The organism is Kitasatospora albolonga (genome assembly GCF_039535905.1).
In the GTDB taxonomy this organism is placed as follows: Bacteria; Actinomycetota; Actinomycetes; order Streptomycetales; family Streptomycetaceae; genus Kitasatospora; species Kitasatospora albolonga.
This window is the reverse complement of the sequence record NZ_BAAAYB010000135.1, coordinates 49,869-73,678: the sequence shown is the minus strand read 5'-3', so window position 1 is coordinate 73,678 and position 23,810 is coordinate 49,869. Positions and strand designations below refer to the sequence as shown.

27 protein-coding genes are annotated in these 23,810 nt (G+C 72.9%); 3 read left to right on the top strand and 24 right to left on the bottom strand.

The window, feature by feature from the left end:
* Nucleotides 1–88: 88 nt before the first annotated feature.
* The 19 genes from ABD946_RS32695 to ABD946_RS32605 form a co-directional block, all read right to left on the bottom strand.
* The gene (locus ABD946_RS32695) at nucleotides 89–916 is read right to left on the bottom strand and encodes a phosphatase (protein ID WP_345289260.1); all 828 of its coding nucleotides are present in this window, start codon (nucleotides 914–916) and stop codon (nucleotides 89–91) included.
* Nucleotides 913–2,112 carry an acetoin utilization protein AcuC gene (locus ABD946_RS32690; protein ID WP_345289259.1) on the bottom strand — a complete coding sequence of 400 codons (1,200 nt, stop codon included), beginning with the start codon at nucleotides 2,110–2,112 and terminating at the stop codon, nucleotides 913–915. Before ABD946_RS32690 ends, ABD946_RS32695 begins: the two co-directional genes overlap by 4 nt.
* A 10-nt stretch (nucleotides 2,113–2,122) precedes the next feature.
* Entirely contained in the window at nucleotides 2,123–3,328 is a 1,206-nt protein-coding gene (locus ABD946_RS32685; protein ID WP_345289258.1) for an MFS transporter, read from the bottom strand.
* Nucleotides 3,329–3,449: 121 nt separating this feature from the next.
* On the bottom strand, nucleotides 3,450–5,372 hold the full coding sequence (locus tag ABD946_RS32680; RefSeq protein WP_345289257.1) for a peptidoglycan-binding protein: 1,923 nt from the start codon (nucleotides 5,370–5,372) through the stop codon (nucleotides 3,450–3,452).
* Between the two features lie 27 nt (nucleotides 5,373–5,399).
* The gene (locus ABD946_RS32675) at nucleotides 5,400–5,741 is read right to left on the bottom strand and encodes a hypothetical protein (RefSeq protein ID WP_345289256.1); all 342 of its coding nucleotides are present in this window, start codon (nucleotides 5,739–5,741) and stop codon (nucleotides 5,400–5,402) included.
* Complete coding sequence (locus ABD946_RS32670) at nucleotides 5,738–5,977, bottom strand: hypothetical protein (protein WP_345289255.1); 240 nt, start codon at nucleotides 5,975–5,977, stop codon at nucleotides 5,738–5,740. The genes ABD946_RS32675 and ABD946_RS32670 overlap by 4 nt, the downstream gene beginning before the upstream one ends.
* Nucleotides 5,978–6,058: 81 nt before the next feature.
* On the bottom strand, nucleotides 6,059–6,730 hold the full coding sequence (locus ABD946_RS32665; RefSeq protein ID WP_345289254.1) for a hypothetical protein: 672 nt from the start codon (nucleotides 6,728–6,730) through the stop codon (nucleotides 6,059–6,061).
* Between the two features lie 37 nt (nucleotides 6,731–6,767).
* Nucleotides 6,768–7,034: a hypothetical protein gene (locus tag ABD946_RS32660; protein WP_345289253.1), complete on the bottom strand. Its 267-nt coding sequence runs from the start codon at nucleotides 7,032–7,034 to the stop codon at nucleotides 6,768–6,770.
* A gap of 32 nt (nucleotides 7,035–7,066) precedes the next feature.
* Complete coding sequence (locus ABD946_RS32655) at nucleotides 7,067–9,433, bottom strand: hypothetical protein (protein ID WP_345289252.1); 2,367 nt, start codon at nucleotides 9,431–9,433, stop codon at nucleotides 7,067–7,069.
* Between the two features lie 7 nt (nucleotides 9,434–9,440).
* On the bottom strand, nucleotides 9,441–10,268 hold the full coding sequence (locus ABD946_RS32650; protein WP_345289250.1) for a hypothetical protein: 828 nt from the start codon (nucleotides 10,266–10,268) through the stop codon (nucleotides 9,441–9,443).
* Nucleotides 10,269–10,318: 50 nt separating this feature from the next.
* Complete coding sequence (locus tag ABD946_RS32645; RefSeq protein ID WP_345289249.1) at nucleotides 10,319–11,470, bottom strand: phage tail family protein; 1,152 nt, start codon at nucleotides 11,468–11,470, stop codon at nucleotides 10,319–10,321.
* Nucleotides 11,471–11,487: 17 nt separating this feature from the next.
* The gene (locus tag ABD946_RS32640) at nucleotides 11,488–12,288 is read right to left on the bottom strand and encodes a hypothetical protein (RefSeq protein ID WP_345289248.1); all 801 of its coding nucleotides are present in this window, start codon (nucleotides 12,286–12,288) and stop codon (nucleotides 11,488–11,490) included.
* A gap of 15 nt (nucleotides 12,289–12,303) precedes the next feature.
* On the bottom strand, nucleotides 12,304–12,651 hold the full coding sequence (locus ABD946_RS32635) for a hypothetical protein (RefSeq protein ID WP_345289247.1): 348 nt from the start codon (nucleotides 12,649–12,651) through the stop codon (nucleotides 12,304–12,306).
* A gap of 65 nt (nucleotides 12,652–12,716) precedes the next feature.
* Nucleotides 12,717–13,007: a hypothetical protein gene (locus ABD946_RS32630; RefSeq protein WP_345289245.1), complete on the bottom strand. Its 291-nt coding sequence runs from the start codon at nucleotides 13,005–13,007 to the stop codon at nucleotides 12,717–12,719.
* A gap of 85 nt (nucleotides 13,008–13,092) precedes the next feature.
* Nucleotides 13,093–13,668, bottom strand: a complete 576-nt coding sequence (locus tag ABD946_RS32625) for a phage tail tube protein (RefSeq protein WP_345289244.1) — start codon at nucleotides 13,666–13,668, stop codon at nucleotides 13,093–13,095.
* 119 nt (nucleotides 13,669–13,787) lie between these two features.
* A complete protein-coding gene (locus ABD946_RS32620; protein WP_345289243.1) occupies nucleotides 13,788–14,195 on the bottom strand; it encodes a hypothetical protein in 408 nt (135 codons plus the stop codon).
* Between the two features lie 301 nt (nucleotides 14,196–14,496).
* Nucleotides 14,497–14,709: a hypothetical protein gene (locus tag ABD946_RS32615; RefSeq protein ID WP_345289242.1), complete on the bottom strand. Its 213-nt coding sequence runs from the start codon at nucleotides 14,707–14,709 to the stop codon at nucleotides 14,497–14,499.
* On the bottom strand, nucleotides 14,706–15,488 hold the full coding sequence (locus ABD946_RS32610; RefSeq protein WP_345289241.1) for a hypothetical protein: 783 nt from the start codon (nucleotides 15,486–15,488) through the stop codon (nucleotides 14,706–14,708). The genes ABD946_RS32615 and ABD946_RS32610 overlap by 4 nt, the downstream gene beginning before the upstream one ends.
* A gap of 47 nt (nucleotides 15,489–15,535) precedes the next feature.
* A complete protein-coding gene (locus ABD946_RS32605) occupies nucleotides 15,536–15,940 on the bottom strand; it encodes a WhiB family transcriptional regulator (protein WP_345289240.1) in 405 nt (134 codons plus the stop codon).
* Between the two features lie 202 nt (nucleotides 15,941–16,142).
* Here ABD946_RS32605 and ABD946_RS32600 point away from each other — a divergent pair, with 202 nt between their 5' ends.
* Both ABD946_RS32600 and ABD946_RS32595 read left to right on the top strand, forming a co-directional pair.
* Nucleotides 16,143–16,637, top strand: coding sequence for a helix-turn-helix domain-containing protein (locus tag ABD946_RS32600; RefSeq protein ID WP_345289239.1), 495 nt, complete (start codon nucleotides 16,143–16,145; stop codon nucleotides 16,635–16,637).
* Between the two features lie 30 nt (nucleotides 16,638–16,667).
* A complete protein-coding gene (locus tag ABD946_RS32595) occupies nucleotides 16,668–17,267 on the top strand; it encodes a hypothetical protein (protein WP_345289238.1) in 600 nt (199 codons plus the stop codon).
* A gap of 27 nt (nucleotides 17,268–17,294) precedes the next feature.
* Here ABD946_RS32595 and ABD946_RS32590 read toward each other — a convergent pair whose 3' ends face one another.
* From ABD946_RS32590 to proC, 5 genes are all read right to left on the bottom strand, one after another.
* Nucleotides 17,295–18,941 (bottom strand): penicillin-binding transpeptidase domain-containing protein, encoded by a 1,647-nt coding sequence (locus ABD946_RS32590; protein ID WP_345289302.1) that lies wholly within the window; start codon nucleotides 18,939–18,941, stop codon nucleotides 17,295–17,297.
* 43 nt (nucleotides 18,942–18,984) lie between these two features.
* A complete protein-coding gene (locus ABD946_RS32585) occupies nucleotides 18,985–19,788 on the bottom strand; it encodes a hypothetical protein (RefSeq protein ID WP_345289237.1) in 804 nt (267 codons plus the stop codon).
* A gap of 41 nt (nucleotides 19,789–19,829) precedes the next feature.
* Entirely contained in the window at nucleotides 19,830–20,333 is a 504-nt protein-coding gene (locus ABD946_RS32580; protein ID WP_345289236.1) for a SigE family RNA polymerase sigma factor, read from the bottom strand.
* Nucleotides 20,334–20,436: 103 nt separating this feature from the next.
* Complete coding sequence (locus ABD946_RS32575; RefSeq protein WP_345289235.1) at nucleotides 20,437–21,090, bottom strand: HAD family hydrolase; 654 nt, start codon at nucleotides 21,088–21,090, stop codon at nucleotides 20,437–20,439.
* Nucleotides 21,091–21,100: 10 nt separating this feature from the next.
* The gene (gene proC, locus ABD946_RS32570; RefSeq protein WP_345289234.1) at nucleotides 21,101–21,925 is read right to left on the bottom strand and encodes a pyrroline-5-carboxylate reductase; all 825 of its coding nucleotides are present in this window, start codon (nucleotides 21,923–21,925) and stop codon (nucleotides 21,101–21,103) included.
* 202 nt (nucleotides 21,926–22,127) lie between these two features.
* Between proC and ABD946_RS32565 the strand changes: the two genes are divergently transcribed.
* Nucleotides 22,128–23,687 carry an extracellular catalytic domain type 1 short-chain-length polyhydroxyalkanoate depolymerase gene (locus ABD946_RS32565; RefSeq protein ID WP_345289233.1) on the top strand — a complete coding sequence of 520 codons (1,560 nt, stop codon included), beginning with the start codon at nucleotides 22,128–22,130 and terminating at the stop codon, nucleotides 23,685–23,687.
* The last annotated feature ends 123 nt before the right edge of the window (nucleotides 23,688–23,810 follow it).

The following is a 23,810-nucleotide window of genomic DNA, read 5'->3' as shown; positions in this document are numbered from 1 at the left end:
AGGCACCGGCTTCCCCTCCGGTGACTCCACCGACACACGTGTATCCCCAGAGTAGTTAAGGGTGGTACCAGTGGGAAGGGGGAGGAACTCACTCCGAGTACGGTGCGAGGTCCGCCCGTTGCAGTACGTAGTCACTCAGCGCTCTGTAGCAGTCGGGCTGCGCTCCGTCGTCCACCGGGACGGCCACCGCGACGGTGCCCTCGGCCTCGGCGGCGAACGGCGCGACGTCGTTGCAGTCGGCGATCCCGCCCGCCGGGATGCCCAGCCGGCCGGCGCCGCAGAGCCAGCCGTGGTCGCCCAGCACCAGGTCGGGCAGGGGTTCGCCGGCCTCGGCGAGCGCGGTCAGGGCCAGCCGGACCGGCAGCGGGGAGTGGGTGTGCAGCAGCTCCGCCGCGCCCCCCGCCGTGCTCTCCGCCGAGCGGACCACCAGGACCGGGCCGAGGGCGTCCAGGCGGCAGTGCCGCGTACCGGAGGGGGTGGGCTCGCGGAAGCGCGCGCCCAGCGCGGGCGTGCGCAGGGTGCAGCCGGCCCGCTCCAGCGCGCGGGCCAGCGCGGTGTGGAAGGCCGTCAGCTTGGCCGGGTGCCCGGTGCCCGCCAGCACCGTGCCGCGGCGGCGGGCGGTGGCCGCCAGCAGCGCGGCCAGCCGGTCCAGCGCGGCCACCGTCCTGGCCGGGTCGATGACGTCCGGGCCCTCGGTGTAGGCCGGCTCCGGCCGCACGCCGACCTTCGCCACCATCAGCCCGAGCACGGCCTCCTCGTCCCAGCGCCGCTCCGGGCCCAGGCCCATCAGCGCCTTGGGGTCGGCCTGGGCGAACAGGCGGTAGTGGCGGAGGTTGTTCTGACGGCTCGTCGGGATCTCGGGGCCCGCCAGCCTGTGCCGCAGCAGGTGCGCGACCAGCTCCTCCCGCCCCGTCACGGCAGCAGTCCGTGGTGCGGGAAGACGGCACGGCGGGCGGCCAGGACCGCCTGGTCGAGGCGGTCGCCGGGGTCGTAGCCGTCGTCGAAGTCGCGCCAGTCGAGGCGGGCGCCGTCGGTCATCCGGGCCGGGCCGGGCCGGCCGGTGAGCTTCAGGGCCTGCTCGCGCCAGGCGGGCGGCACCTCGGTGGCCGGGTCCAGGGGGTGGCCGGTGGCGGTGGCGACCAGGTGGGTCCAGGCGGCGGGGACCACGTCGACCACCGCGTACCCGCCGCCGCCGAGGGCCAGCCAGCGGCCGTCCGCGTACCGGTGGGCCAGGTCGTGCACCGCACCGGCCACCAGCCGCTGGGCGTCCAGACTGACCGCGAGGTGGGCCAGCGGGTCCTCCAGGTGGGTGTCCGCGCCGTGCTGACTGACGATCACCTGCGGGCGGAAGGCGCCCAGCAGCTCAGGCACGAAGGCGTGGAAGGCGCGCAGCCAGCCCGCGTCGCCCGTACCGGCCGGGAGCGGCAGGTTCGCGGCGGTGCCGGGGGCGTTCGGCCCGCCGGTCTCGGTGGACCAGCCGGTCTGCGGGAAGAGGCTGGCCGGGCTCTCGTGCAGGGAGACGGTGAGCACCCGGGGGTCGTCCCAGAAGGCCTGCTGGACGCCGTCGCCGTGGTGCACGTCCACGTCGAGGTAGGCGACCCGCTCGGCGCCGAGCTCCAGCAGTCGGGCCACCGCCAGCGCGGGGTCGTTGTAGACGCAGAAGCCCGCCGCCCGGTCGGGCATCGCGTGGTGCAGGCCGCCGGCGAAGTTGACCGCGTGCCGGGCCGCTCCGCGCCAGACGCTCTCGGCCCCGGCCACCGACTGGCCGGCGATCAGCGCGGAGGCGGTGTGCTGGGCGGCGAACGCCCAGTTGTCGTCGGTGCCCAGGCCGTGCGCCGGGTCGCTGCGGTCCGGCTCGGCGGCGATCCGGCGGACGGCGTCCAGGTACTCGGCGGTGTGCACCAGCCGCAGGGTGGACTCCCCGGCCGGCGGCGCCGAACGGACCGTCACCCCCGGTGCGGTGTCCAGCCCGAGGGCCTCCACCAGCCGCATGGTGAGCGCCAGCCTGGTCGGGTCCATCGGGTGGCCGGGGCCGAAGTCGTAGGCGGTGACGCCCTCGTCCCAGTACAGGTGGAGGCCGCAGCTGTCCTCGGGCCCGGGCCGTGCGTTCATGGGCCTTACGTTATCGGGCGGGCGCGGCCTCCGGGGCCACCGGCTCGGCGGCGGGCGCGGTGAAGAAACGGCTCATCGGGGCGACCGCCAGCACCAGGACCAGCGGCGCGAGCAGCGCCAGGCGGAACGAGCCCGCCCCGGCGAGCGCGCCGACCAGGGGCGAACCGACGAGGAATCCCACGTAGTTGAACAGGTTGAGCCGGGCCACCGCGGCGTCCGCGTGCTCGGGGAACCTCCTGCCCCCCGCCGCGAAGACCTGCGGGATGATCGCGCAGATGCCGAAGCCCAGCACGGTGAAGGCGGCGATCCCGGCCCACTGCCCCGGTGCGGCGGCCGCCAGGGCGAAGCCCAGCGCGGAGAGCACCGCTCCCGCCCGGACCACCGCGACCGCGCCCCAGCGCTCCACCGCGCGGTCGCCCAGCGTGCGGCCGAGCAGCATCGCCACCATGTAGCCGAGGTAGCTGAGCTTGGCCAGGTCGGCCGGACTGCCGAGCACGTCGGTCAGGTACTTGACGCTGTAGTTGGAGACCGAGGCGTCCGCGATGTAGGCGAAGGCCATCACCGCGCACAGCGGCAGCAGCGGGCGCCAGGGGATCCGGGAGGCGGCGGCCGCGGCCGCCTCCCGTACGGCGTCGCCGAGTTCGGCCCGGCCGGGGAAGCGGGTGCCGGTCAGCAGCGCGAGCGGGACGAGCACGGCGGCGGCGCCGCCGAACAGGACGGCGAGCGAGGTGTCGTAGTGCGCGCCGAGGCCGGCGATCACCGCACCGAGGATGCCGCCGAGACTGAACGCGGCGTGGAAGCCGATCATGATGCTCCGGCCGTAGCGGCGCTGCAGCCCGACCCCGAGCATGTTCATACTGGCGTCCAGCGCACCGACCAGCAGGCCGAACAGGCCGAGCGCGATGGCCAGTTGCCACAGCTCGTGCCCCAGTCCGACGGCCGCCAGGCTCAGGCACACGGCCGGCTGCACCAGCCGCAGCACCGTCTTCGCACTGGTCCGCCCGACCACCGCCTCCGAGGCCACCGAGCCCACCCCGGCCAGCACCGGCACCGCCGCCAGGAAGACCGGCAGCAGCGCGTCGCTCAGCCCGTACCGCTCCTGGATCTCCGGTATGCAGGTGACCAGCAGCGCGAAGGTCGTCCCCTGCAACAGGAAACTCCCCGCCACCGCCGCCCGGGCCCGCCGCAGCCGCCCGTCCACCAGCTGCTCCGCCATCGCCGACCTCGCTGCCCCCGGCTACCGGCCGGTACGTGGATGTTGAGGCGTGAGCGTAGGCGGTGGAACGTGTTTGCGGGAGGGGTCGGGACGTAACGTTCCGGCCCCTCCCGACGGCACGTCAGCTGACCGGCGCGTTCCAGGCGGCCGACCAGGTGGCCGGTCCGACCACCCCGTCGGCCTGCAGCCCCTTCTCGGCCTGGAAGCCGCGGGCCACGGCGGCGGAGGCCGGGCCGTACCAGCCGTCCACGTCGATCCTCCAGCCGCGGTCGCGCATCCGCTGCTGCCAGACACGGACGGCCTCGGAGTGCAGCATCGGCGAGCGCAGGCTCAGGTACTCCCCCGGCCAGGCCGGACCCTGGGGCTGCTGCTGCTCCTGCTGGTCCCGGTGCTCCTGCGCGGGCGGCTGCTGCTCGGGCCTGCCCGACGGGCGGGGGGCGCCCTGGCGGACCCAGGCGTAGAGCGGTTCACCGGGGCAGCTGGTGGCGTAGCCGTCGCGGTGACCGCGGATCTCGGGCCCGGCGCCGCCGTCGCGCCGCAGCCACTCGATCGCGTCGCGCAGACCGTTCAGCATCGCCTCGGTCGGCTCCGTCAGCCCGGAGTCGCCGAGCATCGCGCAGACCGCGTAGTGGCCGCGGTTGAGCGCGCCGTTGCCGTTGGCCGCCGTCTGGTGGTGAGCGCCGCGCCCCTCGAAGACCGAGCCGTGCGGGCAGACCACCGCGGTGTTGCCGGTGTAGTAGACGGTGCCGTTGCGGCGGGCCAACCACGTGCTGTTCGGCGTGGTCGGGCACCAGACCGGGCCGTCGTGCGTGACCCGGCTGATGGCGAACCGGTGGCCACGGTTGTGCGCGGCCACCGGGTAGAACCGGCTGGACCGCTCCGACCGGCTGAAGTGCAGCGACCAGCGCTCCTCGCCCTTCCAGTGCGCCGGCCGGACGACAGCCGGCCAACCGAGCAGGGTGCAGGCGATCTGGAGCGCGTCGAGGCGGTCCCGCACCTTCTGGGTCACCGTCCCGCCCCGGCCCTGTGCCCAGCCGTCCGCAAGTACCGAGACCTCGACGAACAGGGCCAACTGGTCCTGCGTCAGGCTGGTGACGAAGTCGGCCCGGACCACCTTGTCCGGCGCCTCCGCCACCCGCTGGACCTCGCCGCCGGCCACGGTGTTGAGCCGGAACTCGGTCTTGTTCCCGTTCCGGTACATCCGCCAGCGCGGCACGGTGTCGCCCCTGCGGTCGAGCGTCGGCGCCGGCGGGCCGTAGAGCTTTCGCAGCACCTGCTCGATCCGGTCCACCAGGTGCGGGTTCGCGGTGTGCGACTGATAGATCGTCACACCGTTCAGCAGCTTCCCCCGGCTGCGCGCGATGTGGCCCTCGGTCCAGTACCAGGCGACGAGTTCGACGAACTCGTCGCTGTGCACGGCCTCCGCGGGCAGGTTGGCCACCGGGGCCGCCGTGGTGATGCGGTGCTTGTCCGTCAGGGTCGCGGAGGTGGCGAAGGTTCGCTCGTACCCGCGCACCGACCGCGGCGCCCGGCCCCCGAGATCGGCCCAGGTCCCGTCCGGATTCTTCAGCTTGGCGGTGCCGGTCCGGCGGAAGTAGTGCTCCACCGGCCACCGGTGCTCGGGAGTGGTCAGCGAGGAGTGCGAACGCCCTTCCATCAGCACCAGCTCGCGGGGCTTCGCCGGGAAGACGTGGATGCCCTCCGCCCGCTGCCATTCGGCCTGCCCGGTCTCGTGGTTGAGGGTGAGCAGGAGATCCCCGGTCTTGAGCTCCTCGTGGCGCTTCCAGCCCTCGGGGGTGAGCGCCTCGGTCTCGGCGTCGACGCAGTAGGCGATGTCGACGTAGCCCTCGGCGTGGTTGGCGAGGTGGCTGGCCTGGATGGCGCGGACCCGGGCGGCGCAGCGGGAGTGCTGGGCGGCGTCGGCGAGGTCGGCGGGGACGGCGGTCCCCTCGTAGTGGATCTTGACGCCCTGGGTCGCCTCGACGGTGCGGAGGTCGGTCCTGGGCTGGGCTGCGCCCCACTGGGCGCGCGGCACGAACTGCATGTCAGTCCCCCTTGCCTGATGGTGAGTTCAGTTGTCCGCATCGGGTGCGATGCGCAGGGTGCGGCGGTCGACGCGGTCGATGGCGTCGCGCATCGACGAACCGCTGTTGGGGCGCAGCTCGTGCTCGACGGCGGTGAGTCGTTCCTCGATGCCGCAGAGCCGGGCCATCACGCCCTCTCGGCCGGGGACGCCGGGTCGGGGTTCGGTACCCTGCCAGTCTTCACTGAACCCCTCGACCCTATGCGCGATCTGGCGGACGACCCGGCCGAGCCGCCAGAGCATGCCGGTGGCGGCGGCGACCGCGGCCAGCGCACCGCACCAGACGACGAGGGTGTCCAGCGAGTCCATCCCCGTGGAGCCGGGGTTCACTCGCCCTGCTCGGTGGACTCCCCGTCGGGGGCGCGGTGCAGCCAGGAGGGCAGCAGTGCCTCGACGCCCGGCAGGGCCATCAGCCGGGTGAGGGCGGTGGAGACGCCGACGGCGACGGCGAGGCCGGGGAGGGTGGCGGGCAGGGTGCCGCTGTCGGCCAGCAGGGGGAGGGCGGCGAGCAGGCCGAGCAGGGTCTGCAGGGTGGTGCGCAGGGCGCGGCGGGTGGAGTCGGTCATGGGGTGCCTCCTGGCGGGAAACGGGGAGAGCCCTGCCCCGGCCGGGGTGCGGCCGGGGCAGGGCTCGGTGGTGGTGATGGGTCAGAAGACGCGCAGGGCACGGGTGATGGTGCCGACGCTCACCGTGGTGAGCGCGGCGCCGGAGTTCTGCGCGACCTGCACCTCGTAGTAGTCGGTGGTCCCGTTGAAGTAGGTCATGCCGGTGGCGCAGAGCGTGGTGAAGTAGCCGGCCACCGGGACGGCACCGTGGGCGACCTGGCCGAAGTTCTGGTTGGCGTCGCCGTTCTTGATCAGGTTGACCACCCGGCCGCCGGAGGTGTTCACGCTGAACGCGACCTGGGCGGTGACCAGGTAGTGCCCTGCGACCTTGGGGGTGTAGCGGGTGAGCTGGGCGGGGTCGACGCCGCCGTGGCTGTCGGTGATCGGGCTGGCGGCCCAGGTCAGGTAGAGGATGGCGTTGTTGGGCAGCGACTGGTCCGCGCTCTGCCTGGTGATCAGGCGCGGCGGGTTGAGGGTGTGGTCCTGCACCCAGCCGGTGCCGTTGTAGACGGTGTAGTAGCCGGGCGACTTGATCCAGGCGATCATGCCGGCCACCGGCTGGACCACGGCGGTGTCGCGGGCGGTGGCGGTGTCGAAGCGCATCACCATCCGGGAGTCGGCGGCCTGGGTCAGCGCCTGGAGGTGCAGCGGGATGTCGGCGATGTCACTGGGCTCCGGGTAGGGGAGCTGGTTCATCGGGGTCTGCTTGGTCACGAGTCCACCTCTGGTTCGTCGTACGGGAGTTGACGGGCTACGCGGCGGGCCCGGCGGGCCCGGCGGGCTCGGCGGGCTCGGCGGGCTCGGCCGGCGGCTGCGGGAACTCGATCGTGACGGAGGCCCCGGTCGGCAGGCTGACCTGCTGCCCGGCGCCGGCCAGCGGGTCGTCGACCGGGATCCGGCCGGGGGCGCGGGTGGACAGCCAGTCGGCCAGCTGCCGGGCGACCTCGGCGGCCAGCGTGCGCAGCTGGTCGGCGTCGAGCCGGACGGTGTCGGCGGTCTGCGGGGTGGTGTCGGTCATCTCTGGCTCCTCGGAAGGGGGTTGGCGGACCCTCAGCGGGTCCAGAGGTCCTTGTAGCTGCGGCCCGCCTGGGTGATGTGGGCGTAGGACGGGTACCGCTCGGTCACCTGCTTGAACGGCTGCCTGGTCCAGGCGTCGGGGTCGACCGGCGGGTCCGGCGTGAGGCCGACGTCCAGTTCGCCGCTCGGCCAGGAGGTGCCGCGCAGGGTGAGGGTCTGCCGGATGGCGCCGTCCGAGCCGGCCTCGACGGAGATGCCGATGACCCAGGCCAGGGTGTCGAGGTAGGCACCGGAGGTGTCCACCAGCTGTACCACGTCGCCGAGTTGGAGCCTCGGGTCGTAGAGCACCTCGACTCCGCCGAACACCGGGATGGGGTAGCGGCCGGACATCTCCAGCGCCTTGGCCAGCGAGATCGCGGTGTCGTAGTCCTGCACCCAGTCGGTGTCCTCCGCGGTGAACTCCTGGAAGCCGTAGCGGGCCTGGCTCTCGGAGTTCTGGACGATCGCCGTGCGCTTCACCGGCTCGGTCTTCGGCATCGGCATGACCAGCCGCACCGAGCCCGAGCCGTCCTTGTTGACGGTGTAGAGCGGCTCGGCGGCCATGTTGCGGAAGCGGACGTAGAGGGTGCCGCCGTCCCGGCGGACGGAGGTCTCCACCCGGCCCTTCTGCGCCTTCTGGTTGGCCGCGTTGACCAGCGAGAAGCGGACGGCGGAGTCCTCGGAGACGACCTGGTCGCAGTCGACCAGCGGCGGCCAGATGTCCGGCTCCTCGACCGCCTTCTCGTAGGCGATCTCCAGCACGCCGTTGCCCGGGACGGTGCGGACCAGGGCCCCGTCGTGCATCACCTCGCTCTTCTGGGTCTCCACCTTGGACCAGTCCTGGTAGGGCTGGACGCAGTAGTTGCGGCAGGCGTCGATCTCCTCGGAGACCGTCAGGGCGGCGATGTCCCGCAGGGTGGTCAGCGTGCGCTGGGCCCTGGTCGGCGCGCTGAGGAACCGGGTGTGGTTGCGCCAGCGGAAGACCCCCGTCTCGTCGAACTCGGCGGTGGAGAGCGCCGCCTTGGCGATCTGGGTGATGACGTCCCACTGGCTCCCCGAGACCGTCGGGACGCTGTAGAGCGGCAGGGTGACCTCGTCGAGGGTGGCCCCCTTCTTCCAGTCCTGCTTGAAGCCGGCGGGCTGGAAGGTGAAGACCGTCCCCGCGCCGGCGGTCACCTGGACGCACTCGGCGGCCACGTCGGTGACCAGGTCGACCCGGTACAGCTCGGACTCCCACTGCATGGCGTCCGGAGCGTTCAACTCCATCATCTGCCCGGCCAGTTGGGTGCCGTCGGGGGCGATCAGGTGCGGGATCAGCTGGAACGCCTTGGCGTACCGCTGCAGGGTGGAGTCGTAGCGCTGCTGGGTCAGCGAGGAGATGCCGTCCCAGAGCATGCCCAGCTGCCAGTTGCCCTTCTGCTGGGTGAGCGCGGGGAAGGACCAGCTGTACCCCTGGCCGGCTCCGCCCTCACGGCCCGACCAGGCGGTCACCGTACCGGCGTTGAAGTCCACCGCGAAGCGGAGCAGGCCGAAGCCCCAGCCCGCGTCGTCGGTGGCGAGGTCGATCTGCACCTTGGCGCGCTCGCCGGCTCCGACCATGTTGTTCACGGTGACCTCGGCCAGGACGGTCCGGCCGGGGATCCTGGTACGGCTGCGCGGCATCCAACTGACCGTCAGGTTGGTCTTCTTGGGGACCAGGGCCATCTCGTACGGCGCCGCCGTCCGGGACCAGCCGTAGTCGGTGGCCGCCGGGATCTGGTAGGGGATGCCGTAGGTCGGGGTGAGTCCGCCGTGCAGCGAGGCGTAGAACGCGGTGTGCTGGTCGTTGGAGACGTTCGGGTAGCGCGGCGGCGGGCAGGTGTGCACCCCGCCCTGGCGCAGCAGCTCGTCCACGCACCAGGTGGCGCTGGCGATCGGCTGCTTGCCGAGGAACCCGGCGTAGGGCTTGGGCAGATGGGCCGGGCCGCGCAGCCGCTCGGCCCCGTCCAGCGCCGTCACCTGCACCGAGTCGCCGCCGGAGGCGGCGGAGCGGCTGCGCACCGTCCCGCGGAACACCGGCACCGCGCCGGTGCTCTCCAGGCCGACGGTCTGCACCACCGACTGGCGCGGACGGACGGTGTCGGCGGTGGCCCGGGGGGCCCACGGCGAGTACAGCGCGGGGCCGTTGCCGGCCGCGCTGCCGCCCAGCTGGAGGTCCAGCTGGGCGGACGAGCTGCCGGCGAAGGCCCGCATGGCGGAGGGCAGGTCGGTGTTGTAGGCGCGGTCGACCTTCCAGCCCTGGATCTGCGGGCTGAGGTCGGTGCCGCCGAGGCGGGTGGTGCTGCGGTAGGCGCGCTCGCCGGCGGCGAGCGCGTCGATCATGGTGGGGTCATCCGTTTGCACCGGCCACCTCCAGCAGGTCGATCGAGACGTTGCGGTAGCGGAGCTGTGCCGTCGGCACGTCGCTGTAGCCGGTGATCGCCATGGGCGGGCAGCCGTCGCCGGGCAGGCCCTCGTCCGGCCAGTCGCCGCCGATGGTGTAGCAGGCGTTGGCCAGCGAGTAGGTGCCGACCGCACCCGGCTTGGCGACCGCCGTGACGAAGGCGGCGTCCGGCGGCACCACGGCGGTGACCTGACGGCCCGTCACCACCGCACTGTTCAGGTACGTGCCGGCGACGGACTTGAAGTCCAGCTGGGCCACGCACGTGTCGGACGGGAAGGCGGTCGGGACGCGGAACGACACCGTCCAGCCCGGCACCACCGGCAGGCCGCCGGCCCAGTACGGGCTGCGCCAGGCCACCGCGCTCTCCGCGGCCTGCGCCTGGAATCCGAACTGCCCCTTGACCGTGGTCGATTCGACCACCGCGCCGGGCTGGCCGGAGACGAACCAGGCCCGTCCGGTGCTGCCCGTCCGGTCCCGTCCGGCCGCCTGGGCCGGCTCCAGCAGGTTCACCGAGGCCGGGTCCATCACCGCGAGCGGACCCGGTCCGTCGGCCCGCCGGGCCAGCCGGTCCAGGTAGGTGGCGGTGTCCCGGTCCAGCCCCTCCCAGCTCAGCTTCAGGCGGCGGACGGGCTTCGGGGTGTAGACCACCGTCGCCCGTCCGCCGAGCGCCCGGAACTCGGTCACCCCCAGGTCGGCGCTGCGGTCCCAACTCTTCGCGGCCTGGTCGATCTCCCGGAGCGCTCCGGGCCGGCCGATCCACAGGTTGTGCGGCATGCGGCACAACTCCTCTCTTCAGGTGTCGGGTTCTGGCTGCTGCCGGTCGGCTACCGGCGCACGAGCTGGCGCTGACCGTCCATCGCGGCGCGGGCGATGGTCTGCGCGTCGACCTGGACCAGGACCGGCCGCAGCGCCATCGCCTCGACGGCGGCGGCCAGGCGGTGCAGCGCGGGCGCCGAGGCCCCGCCGGAGCTGAGCATCTTGTCCAGCCGGTCCAGCGGGATGACCGCCTCGTGCTGGCCGCCCTCGCCGATCAGCGCGAGCGTGCCGGAGGCGGAGGGCGCGATGATGCCGCCGTTGGCCAGCATCGGAATCGTGGGGATGTGGACCCCGAACCCCTTGCCGCCGATCCCCGGCACCCAGTCCGGAATCTCGATCTTGATCCCGTTGATCGCGTTGATCGCCCGGTTGACCAGCCCGATCACCGCGTTCAGCGGCGTCTTCACCGCCCCGAGCACCCCGTTGAACGCGGACTCCGCGATCCCCGACAGCGCCCCCCAGGCGCTGCTGAGCGCGTCCTTGACGGTGTTGAACGCCCCGGTGGTGGCGCTCTTGATCCAGTCCAGCACGCCGGAGATCGCGCCGCGGATGCCGTTCCACGCACCCGTCACCACGCTCAGGACCACGTCCAGCACGGTGGTGATCACGGTCTTGTAGGCGTTGAAGTACCACTTGATCGCGGTCCAGATCCAGTCCACGACGGTGGCGATGGCGCTCTGGATGCTGCCCCAGACCTTGGTGATGATCTCGCCGGTCTGCTTCATGACCGGGCCGATCGCCTTCATCACCGTGTCGATGACGTTGCCGATCACCTTGAAGGCGGTGTCCATGATCTTCTGCATGGTCTTGGACTGCATCGCCATGTCGACGATCTTGGCGATCAGCGGCGCGAGCAGCATCAGCAGCAGGCCGATGATGTTGCCCTTCATCGCCGTGTTGAGGCCCTTGAACCCGGTGGTCGCCGCCCCCAGGCCGGTCTTCATCTTCCCGAACATCCCGCCGGTGGTCCCGGCGGCCTTTCCGGTGCCGCCCACGGCCTTCTCGGCCTGGGCGGCGGAGTTCTTCAACTTGCCGACGGCACCGTCGGCGTCCCGCGCCGAGCTCCGGAGCCGGTCGACCCTGGAGGCCGTCGTTCCGAGCGAGGAGGCGAACTTCGACAGGCTTCCCGTGGCCCCGATGAGGGAGGACTTGAGACTCATCACTTCTCCGTTCGTGGTCAGCCCACGGCTGCGGCCAGGCTCCTGAGCTTCTGCTCCAGGTGGCCGGCCCTGGTTTCGATGTCCCTGAAGTACTTGTCCGCCGCGGTCTTCTGCTCCTTCGCCCGCTTCTCCGCCTTGTTGATCTTGTCCGTGATCTCGGTGACCTTCTCGGCCTCCTTGGCGAGCTTGCCGAGGCGGCCCTCGTCCTTCTGCGCCTGCTTGACCAGCCTCTTGAGGTCGTCGGACTCGCGCTGCGCCTTGTCCTGCAGACGCTGGAACTCCTTCATGTCACGCTGGGCGGTCTTGAGGTCGTCATCGCTGCCCGAGGTCCGGTAAGCCCGGGACGAGGCGTTCTTCCTGCTCCGTGCCGCGTCCAGCTGTTCCTTGGTCGTGCCGTGGGCGGAGAGCTTGTTCTCGATGAGCCGCAGGCGGCGCACGATCTCGCCGTTCTTCTCCTTGAGGGCCGCCTGCGCCTTCTCGGTGTTCTTCGCGCTCTGCTTGTCCTTGTCGGCCCCCCACTGCTTCAGCGGACGGCCGCGCCAGTAGATCCCCTTCTCGTCCACCTTCAGGAAGGTGTAGTCGGCCTTGATCGCCGTGAGGCCGAAGGCGAGCAGGGTGACGTCGGCCTTCATCGCGGTGAGACTGCCGGCCAGGCCGTTGAGGTCACCCTTGATGTAGGTGATGCTGCTCGCGAGCCCGGTCAGGATGTGCTTCTGGACCTTGGCATCGGCCTTGTAGACGGTCCATTCGTCGGCGAGGCCGTTGACCTTGTCCTTGAGCAGGTGATCCGCAAGGTCGGAGCCGGGTACGTTGGCCATGGATTTCCTCCGGTCCTATCCGAAGAACGAGCGGAGCTCGACGGCGCTCGGGAGTACCGGCCGCGGCTCCTCGTCCCAGTCCTCGTCCGCCGGGCTGCCGTCCTCGTCCTCCTGGCCCGGGCGGACGACCGGCTCCGGGGGGTCGAGAGGGTCGGCTTCCTCGTCGCGGTTGATGGTGGCGAACATCCAGTTGGCGACGGCGAGGTGGTCGACCACGTTGGCCAGCAGGTAGTCGGTGGTGGACCAGTCGGCGGCTTCGCCGTGGAGTTCGCGGGTGAGGGCACTGTCGCGCGGGAGGTGCTTGATCAGCACCGAGAGCCGGCGGGCGGAGAGCCGGTCGCGGTGCCAGTCGAGGAGGTCCACGCCGTAGTGCCGGAGCAGGTCGGCTTCGAGGGCCTCGGCGTGTTCGTCGACGAACGCGCCGAGGCTCAGGATTCCCCCAGGCCGAGCCCGGTCTCCTTGCCGTAGGCCTCCAGGATCGCGCCGACGTCCTGCATGGTGACGTCGTGGCGGTCGAAGCGCTCGAACTGGGCGTCGCCGAGCAGGAGTCGGAGCAGGCCGTCGACGTCGTCGTCGTCCAGCGCGGCGAGCTTGCGGGCGATCCCGCGCGCGAGCTCGGTGGGGAGTTCGAAGACCTCGCCGTCGAGGTCGAAGGTCCAGGTGCGGCCGAGCGCTTCGAGGCGCTGGGCGCGGGCGGCGTTGACGGAGAAGCTGGCCATGTCGGGCTCCTGACTGGTGAGTTGGGGAGAGCGGGCAGGGCCCGGCGGATGGTCCGCCGGGCCCTGCTCAGGGGGTGACGAGGGATCAGACGGCCGAGTAGGCCGGGTCCTTCATCAGGATGGTCGCCAGCGGCTTGGTGTCGTCCACCGACAGGGCGGTGAAGGTGACGCCGAGCTTGATGGCGGCGGTGCGGGTCAGGCCGAGCTCCTCGGTGTCGGTCACCTGGCCGCGCGGGACGACGAAGCGGTAGGTGATCGCCGAGCCGTCGGTGAACTCGATGCCGAGGGCCTTCTCGTTCGCCTTCGGGGCCGGGGACAGGTCGTACTTGTAGATGCCCGAGCCGGCCGCGGTCTCGGCGGTGGCGTCGCCACCGAGGAAGAAGGGCAGGGTGTCCTCGTTCAGCTGCAGCAGCTGGAACTTCAGGGTGAGGTCACGGTCGCCGTAGATCAGCCGGGCGGTGCTGGAGGACTGCCAGGTCTTGACCGGGTCGATCTTGTCCTTCTTGGCGAACTTGATGCCGTCGGTGGTCGTGTAGCCGAGGTCCTTCCACGCGGCCGCCCAGGCGGCGGAGGTGTCGGCCGGGGCGGCGGTGCCGACCGGGGCGACCAGGATGCGGCCGGTGCCGGCGACGCGGATCTCGGAAGCGTTGGTGCCTGCCATGGTGATCTCCTCGGGAGAAGGTGGTGCCGGGTGGTCCGTACTCGCGGTCGCGGGTACGGGAAAGGCCCCTCGCGGTGGTGCGAGGGGCCCGATCGTGGGGAGCCCGCCGGGGCGGCGGCTCAGAGCGGACGGAGCGTCAACTGCACCGTGTTCCGGTACCTGTTGGCACTCGTCCGGTTGTAGTCGGGCAGCCAGCGGGGGCCGTCCGTCTCCTGGAAGTCGACGACCAGGGCGCCGCCGTAGACGGTGCCGCGCAGCTGGAAGACGGCCGCCCGGGCCAGCTGCATCAGGGCGTGCGCGGCGGTCTTGGTCGGCCCGTAGACCTCGAGGTCCACGAGCGGGAGGTCCAGGTGCTGGTCGTCGATCCAGGCCCCGCCGGTGCGGGAGACCAGGACGACCGCCTGCGTCCCGTCGAAGCCGGTGGGCGGCTTGTTGTCGACGGTGGCGGCGGCCAGTTCGGTGCGGTTGCGCAGGCTGTCGACGATCAGGCGTTCGACGTCGGGCAGGGCCAGCAGCGGAGTGGCCATGGTTCTGCTCCCTTCTGACGGGGGCTCGGAGTCGGTGCGCGGGACGGCCGTCGGTGGGCACGGCGGCGGGACCTCGTGCGGGAGGGAGGAGGGGGTCCGTTACCGGCGGGGCGGCGGCCGCCCCGTGCGAAACGGCGGGCCGCGCTCCCCTCGCTTCCGCGCTGGGGGCACAGCTCCGCCGCTGCTCCAACTGTGACGCATTGCGTGCGCGGGCGCAACTTGTGCGGGCGGGCACGTTCGCCGGAACGCCGAGAGCCCCGCTCCGGCAACCGTGCCGGGGCGGGGCTCTCTTGATGGTGCGTCAGGCGGATCGCGGGCGACCTCGCCGGGTGAGGCGCTCGGCGGCGAAGACGTCCTCCAGCCGGTAGAGCAGGGCCCTGCCCTGCCGTCCGGCTGCGGCCAGGTGGCCGAGCTGGACCCACTTGCGGATGGTGGCGGGCGCGACGTCCACCTCGGCGGCGGCGATCAGCGCGTTGACCAGGGCGGCCCCGGCCGGGAGTCCGAGCGTGCTCATCGGGCCCCCTCCACGGCGGCGGGGACGGGGCCGGCGGGCTCGGCCTCGTCCACCAGGACGGCCAGGGCGGCCTCGTCCACCCCGGCCTCCTGGGCCAGTTGGGACCAGGAGGTCTCCGCCCAGCTGTGCCGGTGGCCGGGGGCGGTGCGGCACTCGCAGTCCGGCTCGGTGCAGCGGCAGCCGGGGTTGACGCAGAGCACCGCCCGCCAGGCCGGGAAGGCCCGCAGCGAGACCGAGTCGCACCAGGGGCAGCGGCCCCGCACCCGGACCAGGGTCTCGGCCTCGCCGAGCGCCGCCGAACAGCGGCGGGACATCCGGCGGGCCTCCTCCAGCACGTGCTCGGCGAGCGTCGGGTGGCCCGCCACCTCGGCGAGCAGCGCCTCGATCCGGTCCAGCCGGGCCGGCACGTCGGCCCGCGGGGCCCGGCCGAGCCGGAGCTTCTCCCGGACGGCCTCCTCCAACTCGACCACCCCGTCGGTGATGTCGCGCAGCACGTCGGAGATGTGCAGGCGCAGCGGGGCCCGGCCGCCGGAGGCGCCGCGCAGCCCGTGCCGCTCGTTCCAGAGGGCGGCCTCGCGGTCGGCCCGGTCGGCGGCCGCCCGGCGGGCCGCCTCGGCGGCGCCCTTGGGGGCACCGGACCGGTTGGCGGCACCCGGCCGCCCGGGGGCCAACTCCTCGATCAGCTCCGGGAACTGGCGGCGCAGGATGTCGATCCACAGGGCGGCGCGGGCGAGCTGACGGCCCGCGACGGTGGAGGGGAAGGCGGACTGGGCGTGCATGGGTGACTCCCCGGCAGAGACGGCGGGACAGGAAGAGGAGGCGGACTTCAACGCGGTTCGGCCACGCGACCGTTGCGCCAGAGGCGGCCGCCGCAGACTCCGTCGAACCAGGAGAGTTCGGGCTGCACCGCCTCCAGGCAACGGCGGCGCACCGGGCAGGCCGCGCAGCGGCGCAGGGCCGGGGCGGCCTGGGCGGCCCTGGTCACGAAGATCTCCCGGGCCGGCAGCCCCCGGCAGGCGGCCCGCTCGCGCCAGTCCTCGGCGCGCTCCCGGGCGTAGGCGTGACCCTCGCCGACGGGACGGGCGGCGAGGGCAGGACGGGCAGCGGCGGCAGCGCCGGCAACGGCAGCAGCGGCGTCGGCAACGGTGGCGGCAACGGGCATGGCAGGGCTGCTCCAGGACTCGAGGGCGGAGCCCGGGGCGGCCCGTCCGATCTTGTTGCGGGTTCGCACCCATCCTGCGTTGTTGCGCCTGCGCGCGCAAGCTGTTTCGAGACGGACCTTCGACGGACCGCGACGACTCCCTCACAGAGCGGCCGAATCCCCGCACAACCGTGGCCCAATCGACATGACAGGGTGCGTCCGAGCACTGATTACGCGCGCGAGCGCGCGGTACCCTTGGGTGGTGCGGGGGCAGGCGGAGGGAGTCCAACACATGGTGCCGAGCAGCAGCACCGACATCGAGCGGTTCGCGTCCTGGATCGAGGACCTGATGCGCGACCGCGGTTACGACATCGACAGCCCCCGGGGCGGCGGCAAGTCGAAGCTCGCGGAGGACGCGGGCGTGCACCGGGCAGCCGTGACCCGGCTGCTGCAGCGCCAGAGCATGCCCGACCTCGACACCATGCGGGGTCTGGCCCACGCCCTCGGCGTCCCGATCCGGGAAGTCCTCATCCAGTCGGGCAAGCTGACGGCGGATGATCTCCCGGAGGCGGTCGGTTACCCTGTGGACACCGCACCCGCCACGGCCGTCGGGCAGCGGATGACCCTGGAGCAGGTCGCGTCGGCACTCGGGATTCCCGACGACCGGCGCGAGATGTTCATCAAGGTCGCCCAGCAGTTCACGCCCGACCAGGCCGGGGACGACCACCGGGAGACCGGCCGGGAGGCTACGGGACGCAAGGGGACCAGACGGCTCGCTACGGGCTGAGCCCGTGGATCGGTGAGAGGCGTTCGGCGCGTGGCTGGGCAGAACAACCGGACGGACGGTCCCGGCCCGGGCGAACTGGCCGAGAGCGGCGAGGAGTTCGACCTCCTCGCCCTCATCGCACAGCTCACCGACCGTGCCTCCCGGGAGCCCGGACGCCGGCTCTCCCCGGCCGCCGTCACCCGGGCACTGACCTCGCTGGTCGAACTGGCCCTCCCCGAGGGCGTGCTGATCACCACTCCGGAGGAGTACGAGCGGTCCCGCGAGTCCGCCTACGCCCAGGGGTGGCAGGACGCCGTCCAGCACCTCCACCGCCAGTCGGTGTCCGGCCCCGCGCCCTCCGTCCCGGCCCAGGCCCAGGGCCCTTCGGAGGCTCCGCCACAGGCCGGGTCCGAGGTCCGGGCGCCGCGCACCGAGGCCGACGACGAACACTCCTCCGGCCCGGAGGCCACCGTCCTGGCCTTCCCGCCCCGGATCCCACTGGTCCGGGCGGCAGACAGCGACGGGCGGCGCGAGCTGATGCCGCACCGCCCGCGCCGCCCCTCCCGACGCCGCCGCCGGGAGACCGCCGAGCCACCGGGCCGGCCGGAGGCCCCGGAGGGTCCTGCCCGCTCCGAAGAGCCCGACGCCTGACGCCCGACGCCCAACGCCCGCGTGGTGCTACCGCGTGTTGCCGATCCGCAGCAGCGCGGCCGCGGCCGGTGCGGCGGCCTCCGCCCCGTGCCCGCCCGCCTGGACCTCGGCCGCCACCGCGAGGTCGCCGCAGTACCCGGTGAACCAACTGTTGGGCTTGGGCTGCCCGTTGACCTCGGCGGTACCGGTCTTGCCGGCCGCGCCGGAGATGCCGCGCAGCGCCCCGGCGGCCGTACCGCTCTCGGCGGTGCGACGCATCATCGACCGCAGGTCCTTCAGGGGCTGTGCACCGAGGGTGCGCGCGGACCTCGGCTGGGGCAGGCCGGGGATCAGGACCGGCTGGCGGAAGGTGCCGCTCTGGACGGTGGCCGAGACCGAGGCCATGGCGAGCGCGTTGGTCTGGACCCGCCCCTGCCCGATCAGGGCCATGGCGGCCTCGGCCGGGTTGCCCTCGACCGGTACGGCGGTGTCGAAGGTGTCGATGCCGGTCTGCCAGACCAGGCCGAGGCCGAACACCTCCCGCGCCAGGGTGGGCATGGCCGCACCCTTGAGCCGGTCGCCGCCCGCGTCCAGGAAGGCGGTGTTGCAGGACTGCGCGAAGTCGTCCTTGAAGGTGTAGCCCGGGCGCGGATCGGTGAAGTCGTTCCGCACCGTCCGGCCGGACACGGTGGTGGTCGGCGGGCAGGGCAGCGGGCTGTCCGGCGTCAGGCCGGCCTCCAGCAGCCCGGCGGCGGTGACCACCTTCATGGTGGACCCCGGGGCCTGGTTGGCCCCGAAGGCCCGGTTCTGGCCCTGCGCCGGGTTGTTGGCGAAGGCGAGCACGTGACCGGTGCTGGGTTCGACGGCCACGATCGAGGCCGGTGTGGTCCGGGCCGCGACCGCCGCCTCGGCCGCCCGTTGCAGGTCGGCGTCCAGGGTCAGCCGCCGCTGGGCACCGCTCTTCGGCTCGGTGATGGTGAACAGCTGCTCGCCGGGCGACGAGCTGCCCTGCGCGAAGGCCACCACCCCGCGGCCCGCACTGCCCGGGTCCTCCGTCCCGGTGAACCTGATCTGCCCCAACACCGCTCTCACGGAGGGGAATTCACCGACCGGCCGACCCTTTCGGTCCACCACCTGGGAGGGTGAGGAGGAGATCGGACGCACCGACAGCTCCTTGGTGCCGGTCAGCTTGGGGTGGACCACATCAGGACTCCAGTGCACCACCACCCGCCCGTCCCGGCCCCGCACCATGGTGAACGCGCCCTCGTACCGCCAGGGTTGGGCCGCGTCGGGCAGCCGCACCTCGGCCCGGAAGGCCAGCGGCACCTCGCGGTCCGACACCGGCGGAGTCGTCACGAAGGAGGACGGCGACGGCGAGGCGGACGGCACCGGGCCGCCCAGGGCGAGCGAGACCGCCGTCGGCTTCAGCTCCGTCCGGAACCTGGTCAGGGCGACGATCGCGGGCTCGGGGCGGTCGGTGAGGCGCCCGGCCTCCTCGTAGTCGCCGTCCGCCCAGGCCTTCAGGAACGCCTCGGCCCCCTTCGCCGCCTCCGCCGCCGTCGGCGGCCCGGTGACCACCACCGCCGGGACCTTCGGTCCCCCCGGAGTCGGGCCGCCCACCAGGGCGTAGGCCGCGTACCCCCCGGCCCCGCACACGATGGCCCCCGCCACCGCGAACCCCATTCCGGCCGCCATTCTGCTCACTGCTGACTCCCCCTGTCGTTGCGGTGCTCGTGGGTCACTTGGACCAGTGCGCATCCAAGGCGATGGCGGTCATCTCGTCGAGACTCACCGTCATCGCCTCCTGCTGCCCGTCGGGATTGAACTGCTCGAACCGGACCAGCCGGCCGCCAGGGCGGAGCACGGCGACCGCCCAACGGAAGGGCTTGGAGCCGGTGGCCTCCTGGATGGTGCTCACCCGCGATCCGTCGGCGAGCCTCGCGCAGGCCCCGTACGCGTCCGTGGTGCACGGCCAGGCCATGACCTCCTGCGCGGTGAGGTCGGCCAGTGTCAGGCTCAGGGCCGTGCGCCGCTTCCCGTCCTGGAAGGACAGCATGGCCCTTACCTCCCGCCGCTCCCGGGCGTCCCCGCTCGACCGCGGGGTCAGGCGCCAGTCGGTGAACGACCCGATCTGGTCGGGGTGGCTGCTCGTGCCGCGCCGGGGGAGCATCGCCGCGAACTGGGTGCCGAACTGCCCCGCCCCGTCGGCCCGGCCCGGCTGGTAGGTGGGCGCGGCGAGCAGCGGCAGGGTGTCGGCGGTCGTCGCCGTCGGGGTCGCGGTCGGCGTCGGCGTGGCCGAGGCGGCCGGCAGGGCCGGGCCGGATTCGGCGGCCGGGCCGAGGGCGGCCAGTCCGAATCCGGTCGATCCCACCAACACGACGGCTGCGAAGGCGAGTTGGACGTTCCTGATCCGGCGCAGGTGGCGCCCTCGGGTAGCAGCCCGGTGGACCAGGTCGTGGCTGTGCGGGGCGAACCCGTCGACGGCCCGACCGAGGACCTCGTGCAGCTCGGCCTCGGACTGCGGCGGTCGGTCATGCGGCACGGTGCTCTCCGTTCGGTCGTGGGGGTGACGGCGCGGGGGCCTCACGCGCGGCTCAGTTCGGCGAACTCGGGTCCGAGGACCTGCCGGAGGCGGTCGCGGGCGCGGAGGCTGCGCACCCGCACCGAGCCGACCCGGATGCCCATCAGCCGGGCGGTCTCCTCGACCGAGCGGTCCTCCCAGTAGCGCAGCACCAGCACCGTGCGGTCCTTCGGGGACAGCTGGGCCAGGGCCTCCAGCAGGGCGATCCGCAGGGCCGGGTCGTCGCCGAGGTGGCCGTCCGGTTCGGGCAGTGCCTCGGAGGGGCGCTCGCCGGAGCGGCGCAGCCGGCGCTGGGAGACGAAGGTCCGGGAGAGCACCGTGTGGGCGTACGCCAGCGGGGGCTCGGAGCGGTCGATCCGCCGCCACGAGCGGTACATCTTCGCCAGGGTCTCCTGGACCAGGTCCTCGGCGAGGTGCCAGTCACCGGTCAGCAGGCAGGCCGTTCTGAACAGTCTGCCGCTGTGGGCGTGCGCGAACTCCATGAAGTCCGCAGGAGCTTCCCCCACCACTTGGTCCTTCCCCGATCCCGTTCGTCGCGGTACCCACGCCGCGGGGCACCGGCGGCGTTACAGGCCGGGGGAAAAAGTTTTCCGGGCGTCCGACCGCCCGTCAGGGGCCGAGCAGCCCGGGCACCTCGGCGAGGTCGGTGATCAGGCCGGTGGCGCCCGCGCCGGTGAGCTTGGCCGGGTCGGTCAGGGCCGCGTAACCGTACACGTCCATCCCGGCGGCCCGGGCGGCCAGCACGCCGTTGCGGCTGTCCTCGATCACCAGGCAGCGGGCCGGGTCCACCCCCAGGGTGCGGGCGGCGTGCAGGAAGAGGTCGGGGGCGGGCTTGCCGACGCCGACGTCCTGGGCGCTGAAGATCCGCTCCTCGGCGTGGTGGCCGCGCAGCCCGGTGAGGTCGAGCGCGGTGCGGATCCAGGCGTGGTGGGCCGAGGAGGCCAGGCAGTACGGGACGCCGCGCTGCTGAAGGGTCTTCAGCAGCTCCTCGGCGCCCCGCACCGGGGTGAGCTCGCGCTCGAAGGCGGCGAACACCCGGGCGTGGAAGAGCTCGTCGAAGCCCTCGGGCAGCCGTGCCCCGTACCGCTCGCCGACCACGTCGTGCACGGTGTGGGCGGCGCAGCCCATGAAGTCCCGGTAGGAGTCCTCGACCGTGGTCGGGTGGCCGAGCTCGGTCAGGTACTCGGCGAGCACCCGGTTGGAGATCGGCTCGCTGTCCACCAGCACGCCGTCGTTGTCGAAGACCACCAAGTCGTAGCTCACGCCCGTGAGCCTACTTGCCGCCGGAGGCCAGCTCCTGCGAGCGGTTGCGGGCCGCCTCCAGGGCGCCGAGCAGGGCGGCCCGGACGCCGTGGTTCTCCAGCTCGCGGATGGCCGCGATGGTGGTGCCGGCCGGGGAGGTGACCGCCTCGCGGAGCTTGACGGGGTGTTCGCCCGAGTCGCGGAGCATCACCGAGGCGCCGATCGCGGACTGCACGATCAGGTCGTGCGCCACGTGCCGGGGCAGGCCGAGCAGGATTCCCGCGTCGGTCATCGCCTCGACCAGGAAGTAGAAGTAGGCCGGGCCGGAGCCGGAGAGCGCGGTGGCCGCGTCCTGCTGGCTCTCCGGCAGGCGCAGCGCCTTGCCGACCGAGCGGAAGATCTCCTCGGCCCGCTCCAGGTGCTGCTCCTCGGCGTGCGAGCCGCCGGAGATCACGCTCATCCCCTCGTCGACCAGCACGGGGGTGTTGGGCATCACCCGGACCACCGGGGTGCCGGGGGCCAGCCGGGCCTCGAACCAGCGGGTCGGCACGCCGGCCGCCGCCGAGATGACCAGCCGGTCGGGCTCGACGTGCGGGGAGAGCTCCTCCAGCAGGGTGCCCATGTCCTGCGGCTTGACCGCCAGGATCAGGGTGTCGGCCAGCTTGGCCGCCTCGGCGTTGGAGACCACGGTGACGCCGTAGCGCTCGGTCAGTTCGGCGGCTCGCTCGGGGCGGCGGGCGGTGACCAGGACGTCCGCCGGGTCGGTACCGGCCCGCAGCAGACCGGAGAGCAGGGCCTCCCCGATCTTGCCGGTGCCGAGGAAGGCGATCTTCTGTCCGGACGCGCTGCTGGTCATGGCCGCTCCTTGCTCACGTGTACGGCCATCCTCGCACCAGGCGGCGCCCGTCCGGCGCAGCCGTCCACGCTGTGGGCAATGTGCGGCACCGCCACCCGGGCCGCCCGCCGGTGTCCGCCCGCACCGTGACCGGGGCCACCGTCCCGCCACTACCGTCGCGGCAACCCCCACCCGGCTTCACCCCCACCCAGGAGCCTTCACCATGCACGTCCGACCCCAACGGGCGTGGTGGGCAGCCGTCCTGACGCTGCTCGCCGTGCTCGCCGCCGCCGCGCTCCCCCTCCTCTCCCCCTCCCCCGCCCGGGCCGCCGCCGTCCTGACCCAGGTCACCGGCTTCGGCTCCAACCCCGGCAACCTGCTGATGTACCGCTACGTCCCGGACGGGCTGCCCGCCGGGCGGCCGCTGGTGGTCGCCCTGCACGGCTGCACCCAGTCCGCCGCCGCCTACGACGACGAGACCGGCTGGACCAGGTGGGCCGAGCGGTACGGCTTCGCGCTGGTGCTGCCGCAGCAGCAGTCGGCCAACAACTCCTCCGGCTGCTTCAACTGGTTCGTCCCCGGCGACTACTCCCGGGACCAGGGCGAGGCGCTGTCGATCCGTCAGATGGTCGCCCGGGCGACCGCCGACCTGTCCACCGACCCTTCCCGGGTCTACGTCACCGGCCTCTCGGCCGGCGGGGCGATGACCGCCGCGCTGCTCGCCGACTACCCCGACGTGTTCGCCGGCGGCGGGGTGGTGGCCGGACTGCCGTACCGCTGTGCCTCCACCCAGACCCAGGCCAGCGTGGACTGCATGACCACCGGTCGCGACCTGACCCCCGCCCAGTGGGGCGACCTGGTCCGCTCCGGCCACCCGTCCTGGACCGGCCCGTGGCCCAAGGTGTCCATCTGGCACGGGAGTTCGGACGCACTGGTGAAGCCCGTGAATCTCACCGAGCTGATGGAGCAGTGGACGGACGCCAACGGCGTCCCGCAGACCCCCGCCCTCACCGAGACCGTCGCGGGCAACCCCCACAAGGTCTACGCCGACGCCAACGGGCAGGCCCGGGTGGAGACTTGGTCCATCACCGGGATGGGCCACGGACAGCCGGTCGACCCGGGCAGCGGAGCCGAGCAGTGCGGCACGGCCGGCGCCTACATCCTGGACGTCAACCTCTGCGCGTCCTACCGCATCGCCACGTTCCTCTCCCTCGACGGCACTTCACCCACCCCCTCGCCGTCCCCGTCCCCCTCCCCCTCCACGGGCACCCTCACCCTCTCCGACGACACCACCCGCGACGGCTACGTGAAGGCCAACGCCGACGGCACCTCCCCCACCGTCGGCACCCTGGCCGGCTCACTCGGCCTGGCCGTCGGCCGCGGCACCGACGGCAAGCAGAACCGGGCCCTGCTCTCCTTCGACACCGCCGCCCTCCCCGCCGGCGCCACCGTCACCGCCGCCCGGCTCACCGTCACCTACGCCAGCGGCAGCGGAAACCCCTGGAACGAAGCCCAGTTGACCGTCTCCACCCGCACCGGCTGCTACGGCCCCAGCTGCACCACCACCCCCGAGGACTACGCCGCCCCGGCCGACACCCCTGACGCTGCCACCATCCCCGCCTTCACCTCCGGCACCCGCACCTCCACCGACTTCCACCCCACCGTCACCCCGGGCACCCCCCTCCAACTCCGCCTGGCCTTCGACCGCCCCCTCTCGAGCACCGCCTACCTCTTCCTGCAACGCGGCACCGCGGCGACCCTGACCCTGGAGTACCGCACCTGAGGGAACGAGGAGGAGCTCCTCCTCCGCACCACGGCGATCCCGGCCCCGGCCCACCGCACCCGGCCGCCGCGTCCTCCTTCTTCGGGGCCACTCCTGGCCGTCGTTCCCCGTAGGGGGAAGGTC

What these genes read in the sequence shown, in the direction of transcription:
- ABD946_RS32690 (WP_345289259.1), bottom strand. Translation starts at nt 2,112, where the DNA reads ATGAACGCACGGCCCGGGCCCGAGGACAGCTGCGGCCTCCACCTGTAC.
- ABD946_RS32685 (WP_345289258.1), bottom strand. Translation starts at nt 3,328, where the DNA reads ATGGCGGAGCAGCTGGTGGACGGGCGGCTGCGGCGGGCCCGGGCGGCG.
- ABD946_RS32680 (WP_345289257.1), bottom strand. Translation starts at nt 5,372, where the DNA reads ATGCAGTTCGTGCCGCGCGCCCAGTGGGGCGCAGCCCAGCCCAGGACC.
- ABD946_RS32670 (WP_345289255.1), bottom strand. Translation starts at nt 5,977, where the DNA reads ATGACCGACTCCACCCGCCGCGCCCTGCGCACCACCCTGCAGACCCTG.
- ABD946_RS32660 (WP_345289253.1), bottom strand. Translation starts at nt 7,034, where the DNA reads ATGACCGACACCACCCCGCAGACCGCCGACACCGTCCGGCTCGACGCC.
- ABD946_RS32655 (WP_345289252.1), bottom strand. Translation starts at nt 9,433, where the DNA reads ATGATCGACGCGCTCGCCGCCGGCGAGCGCGCCTACCGCAGCACCACC.
- ABD946_RS32650 (WP_345289250.1), bottom strand. Translation starts at nt 10,268, where the DNA reads ATGCCGCACAACCTGTGGATCGGCCGGCCCGGAGCGCTCCGGGAGATC.
- ABD946_RS32645 (WP_345289249.1), bottom strand. Translation starts at nt 11,470, where the DNA reads ATGAGTCTCAAGTCCTCCCTCATCGGGGCCACGGGAAGCCTGTCGAAG.
- ABD946_RS32640 (WP_345289248.1), bottom strand. Translation starts at nt 12,288, where the DNA reads ATGGCCAACGTACCCGGCTCCGACCTTGCGGATCACCTGCTCAAGGAC.
- ABD946_RS32630 (WP_345289245.1), bottom strand. Translation starts at nt 13,007, where the DNA reads ATGGCCAGCTTCTCCGTCAACGCCGCCCGCGCCCAGCGCCTCGAAGCG.
- ABD946_RS32625 (WP_345289244.1), bottom strand. Translation starts at nt 13,668, where the DNA reads ATGGCAGGCACCAACGCTTCCGAGATCCGCGTCGCCGGCACCGGCCGC.
- ABD946_RS32620 (WP_345289243.1), bottom strand. Translation starts at nt 14,195, where the DNA reads ATGGCCACTCCGCTGCTGGCCCTGCCCGACGTCGAACGCCTGATCGTC.
- ABD946_RS32615 (WP_345289242.1), bottom strand. Translation starts at nt 14,709, where the DNA reads ATGAGCACGCTCGGACTCCCGGCCGGGGCCGCCCTGGTCAACGCGCTG.
- ABD946_RS32610 (WP_345289241.1), bottom strand. Translation starts at nt 15,488, where the DNA reads ATGCACGCCCAGTCCGCCTTCCCCTCCACCGTCGCGGGCCGTCAGCTC.
- ABD946_RS32600 (WP_345289239.1), top strand. Translation starts at nt 16,143, where the DNA reads ATGGTGCCGAGCAGCAGCACCGACATCGAGCGGTTCGCGTCCTGGATC.
- ABD946_RS32590 (WP_345289302.1), bottom strand. Translation starts at nt 18,941, where the DNA reads ATGGCGGCCGGAATGGGGTTCGCGGTGGCGGGGGCCATCGTGTGCGGG.
- proC (WP_345289234.1), bottom strand. Translation starts at nt 21,925, where the DNA reads ATGACCAGCAGCGCGTCCGGACAGAAGATCGCCTTCCTCGGCACCGGC.
- ABD946_RS32565 (WP_345289233.1), top strand. Translation starts at nt 22,128, where the DNA reads ATGCACGTCCGACCCCAACGGGCGTGGTGGGCAGCCGTCCTGACGCTG.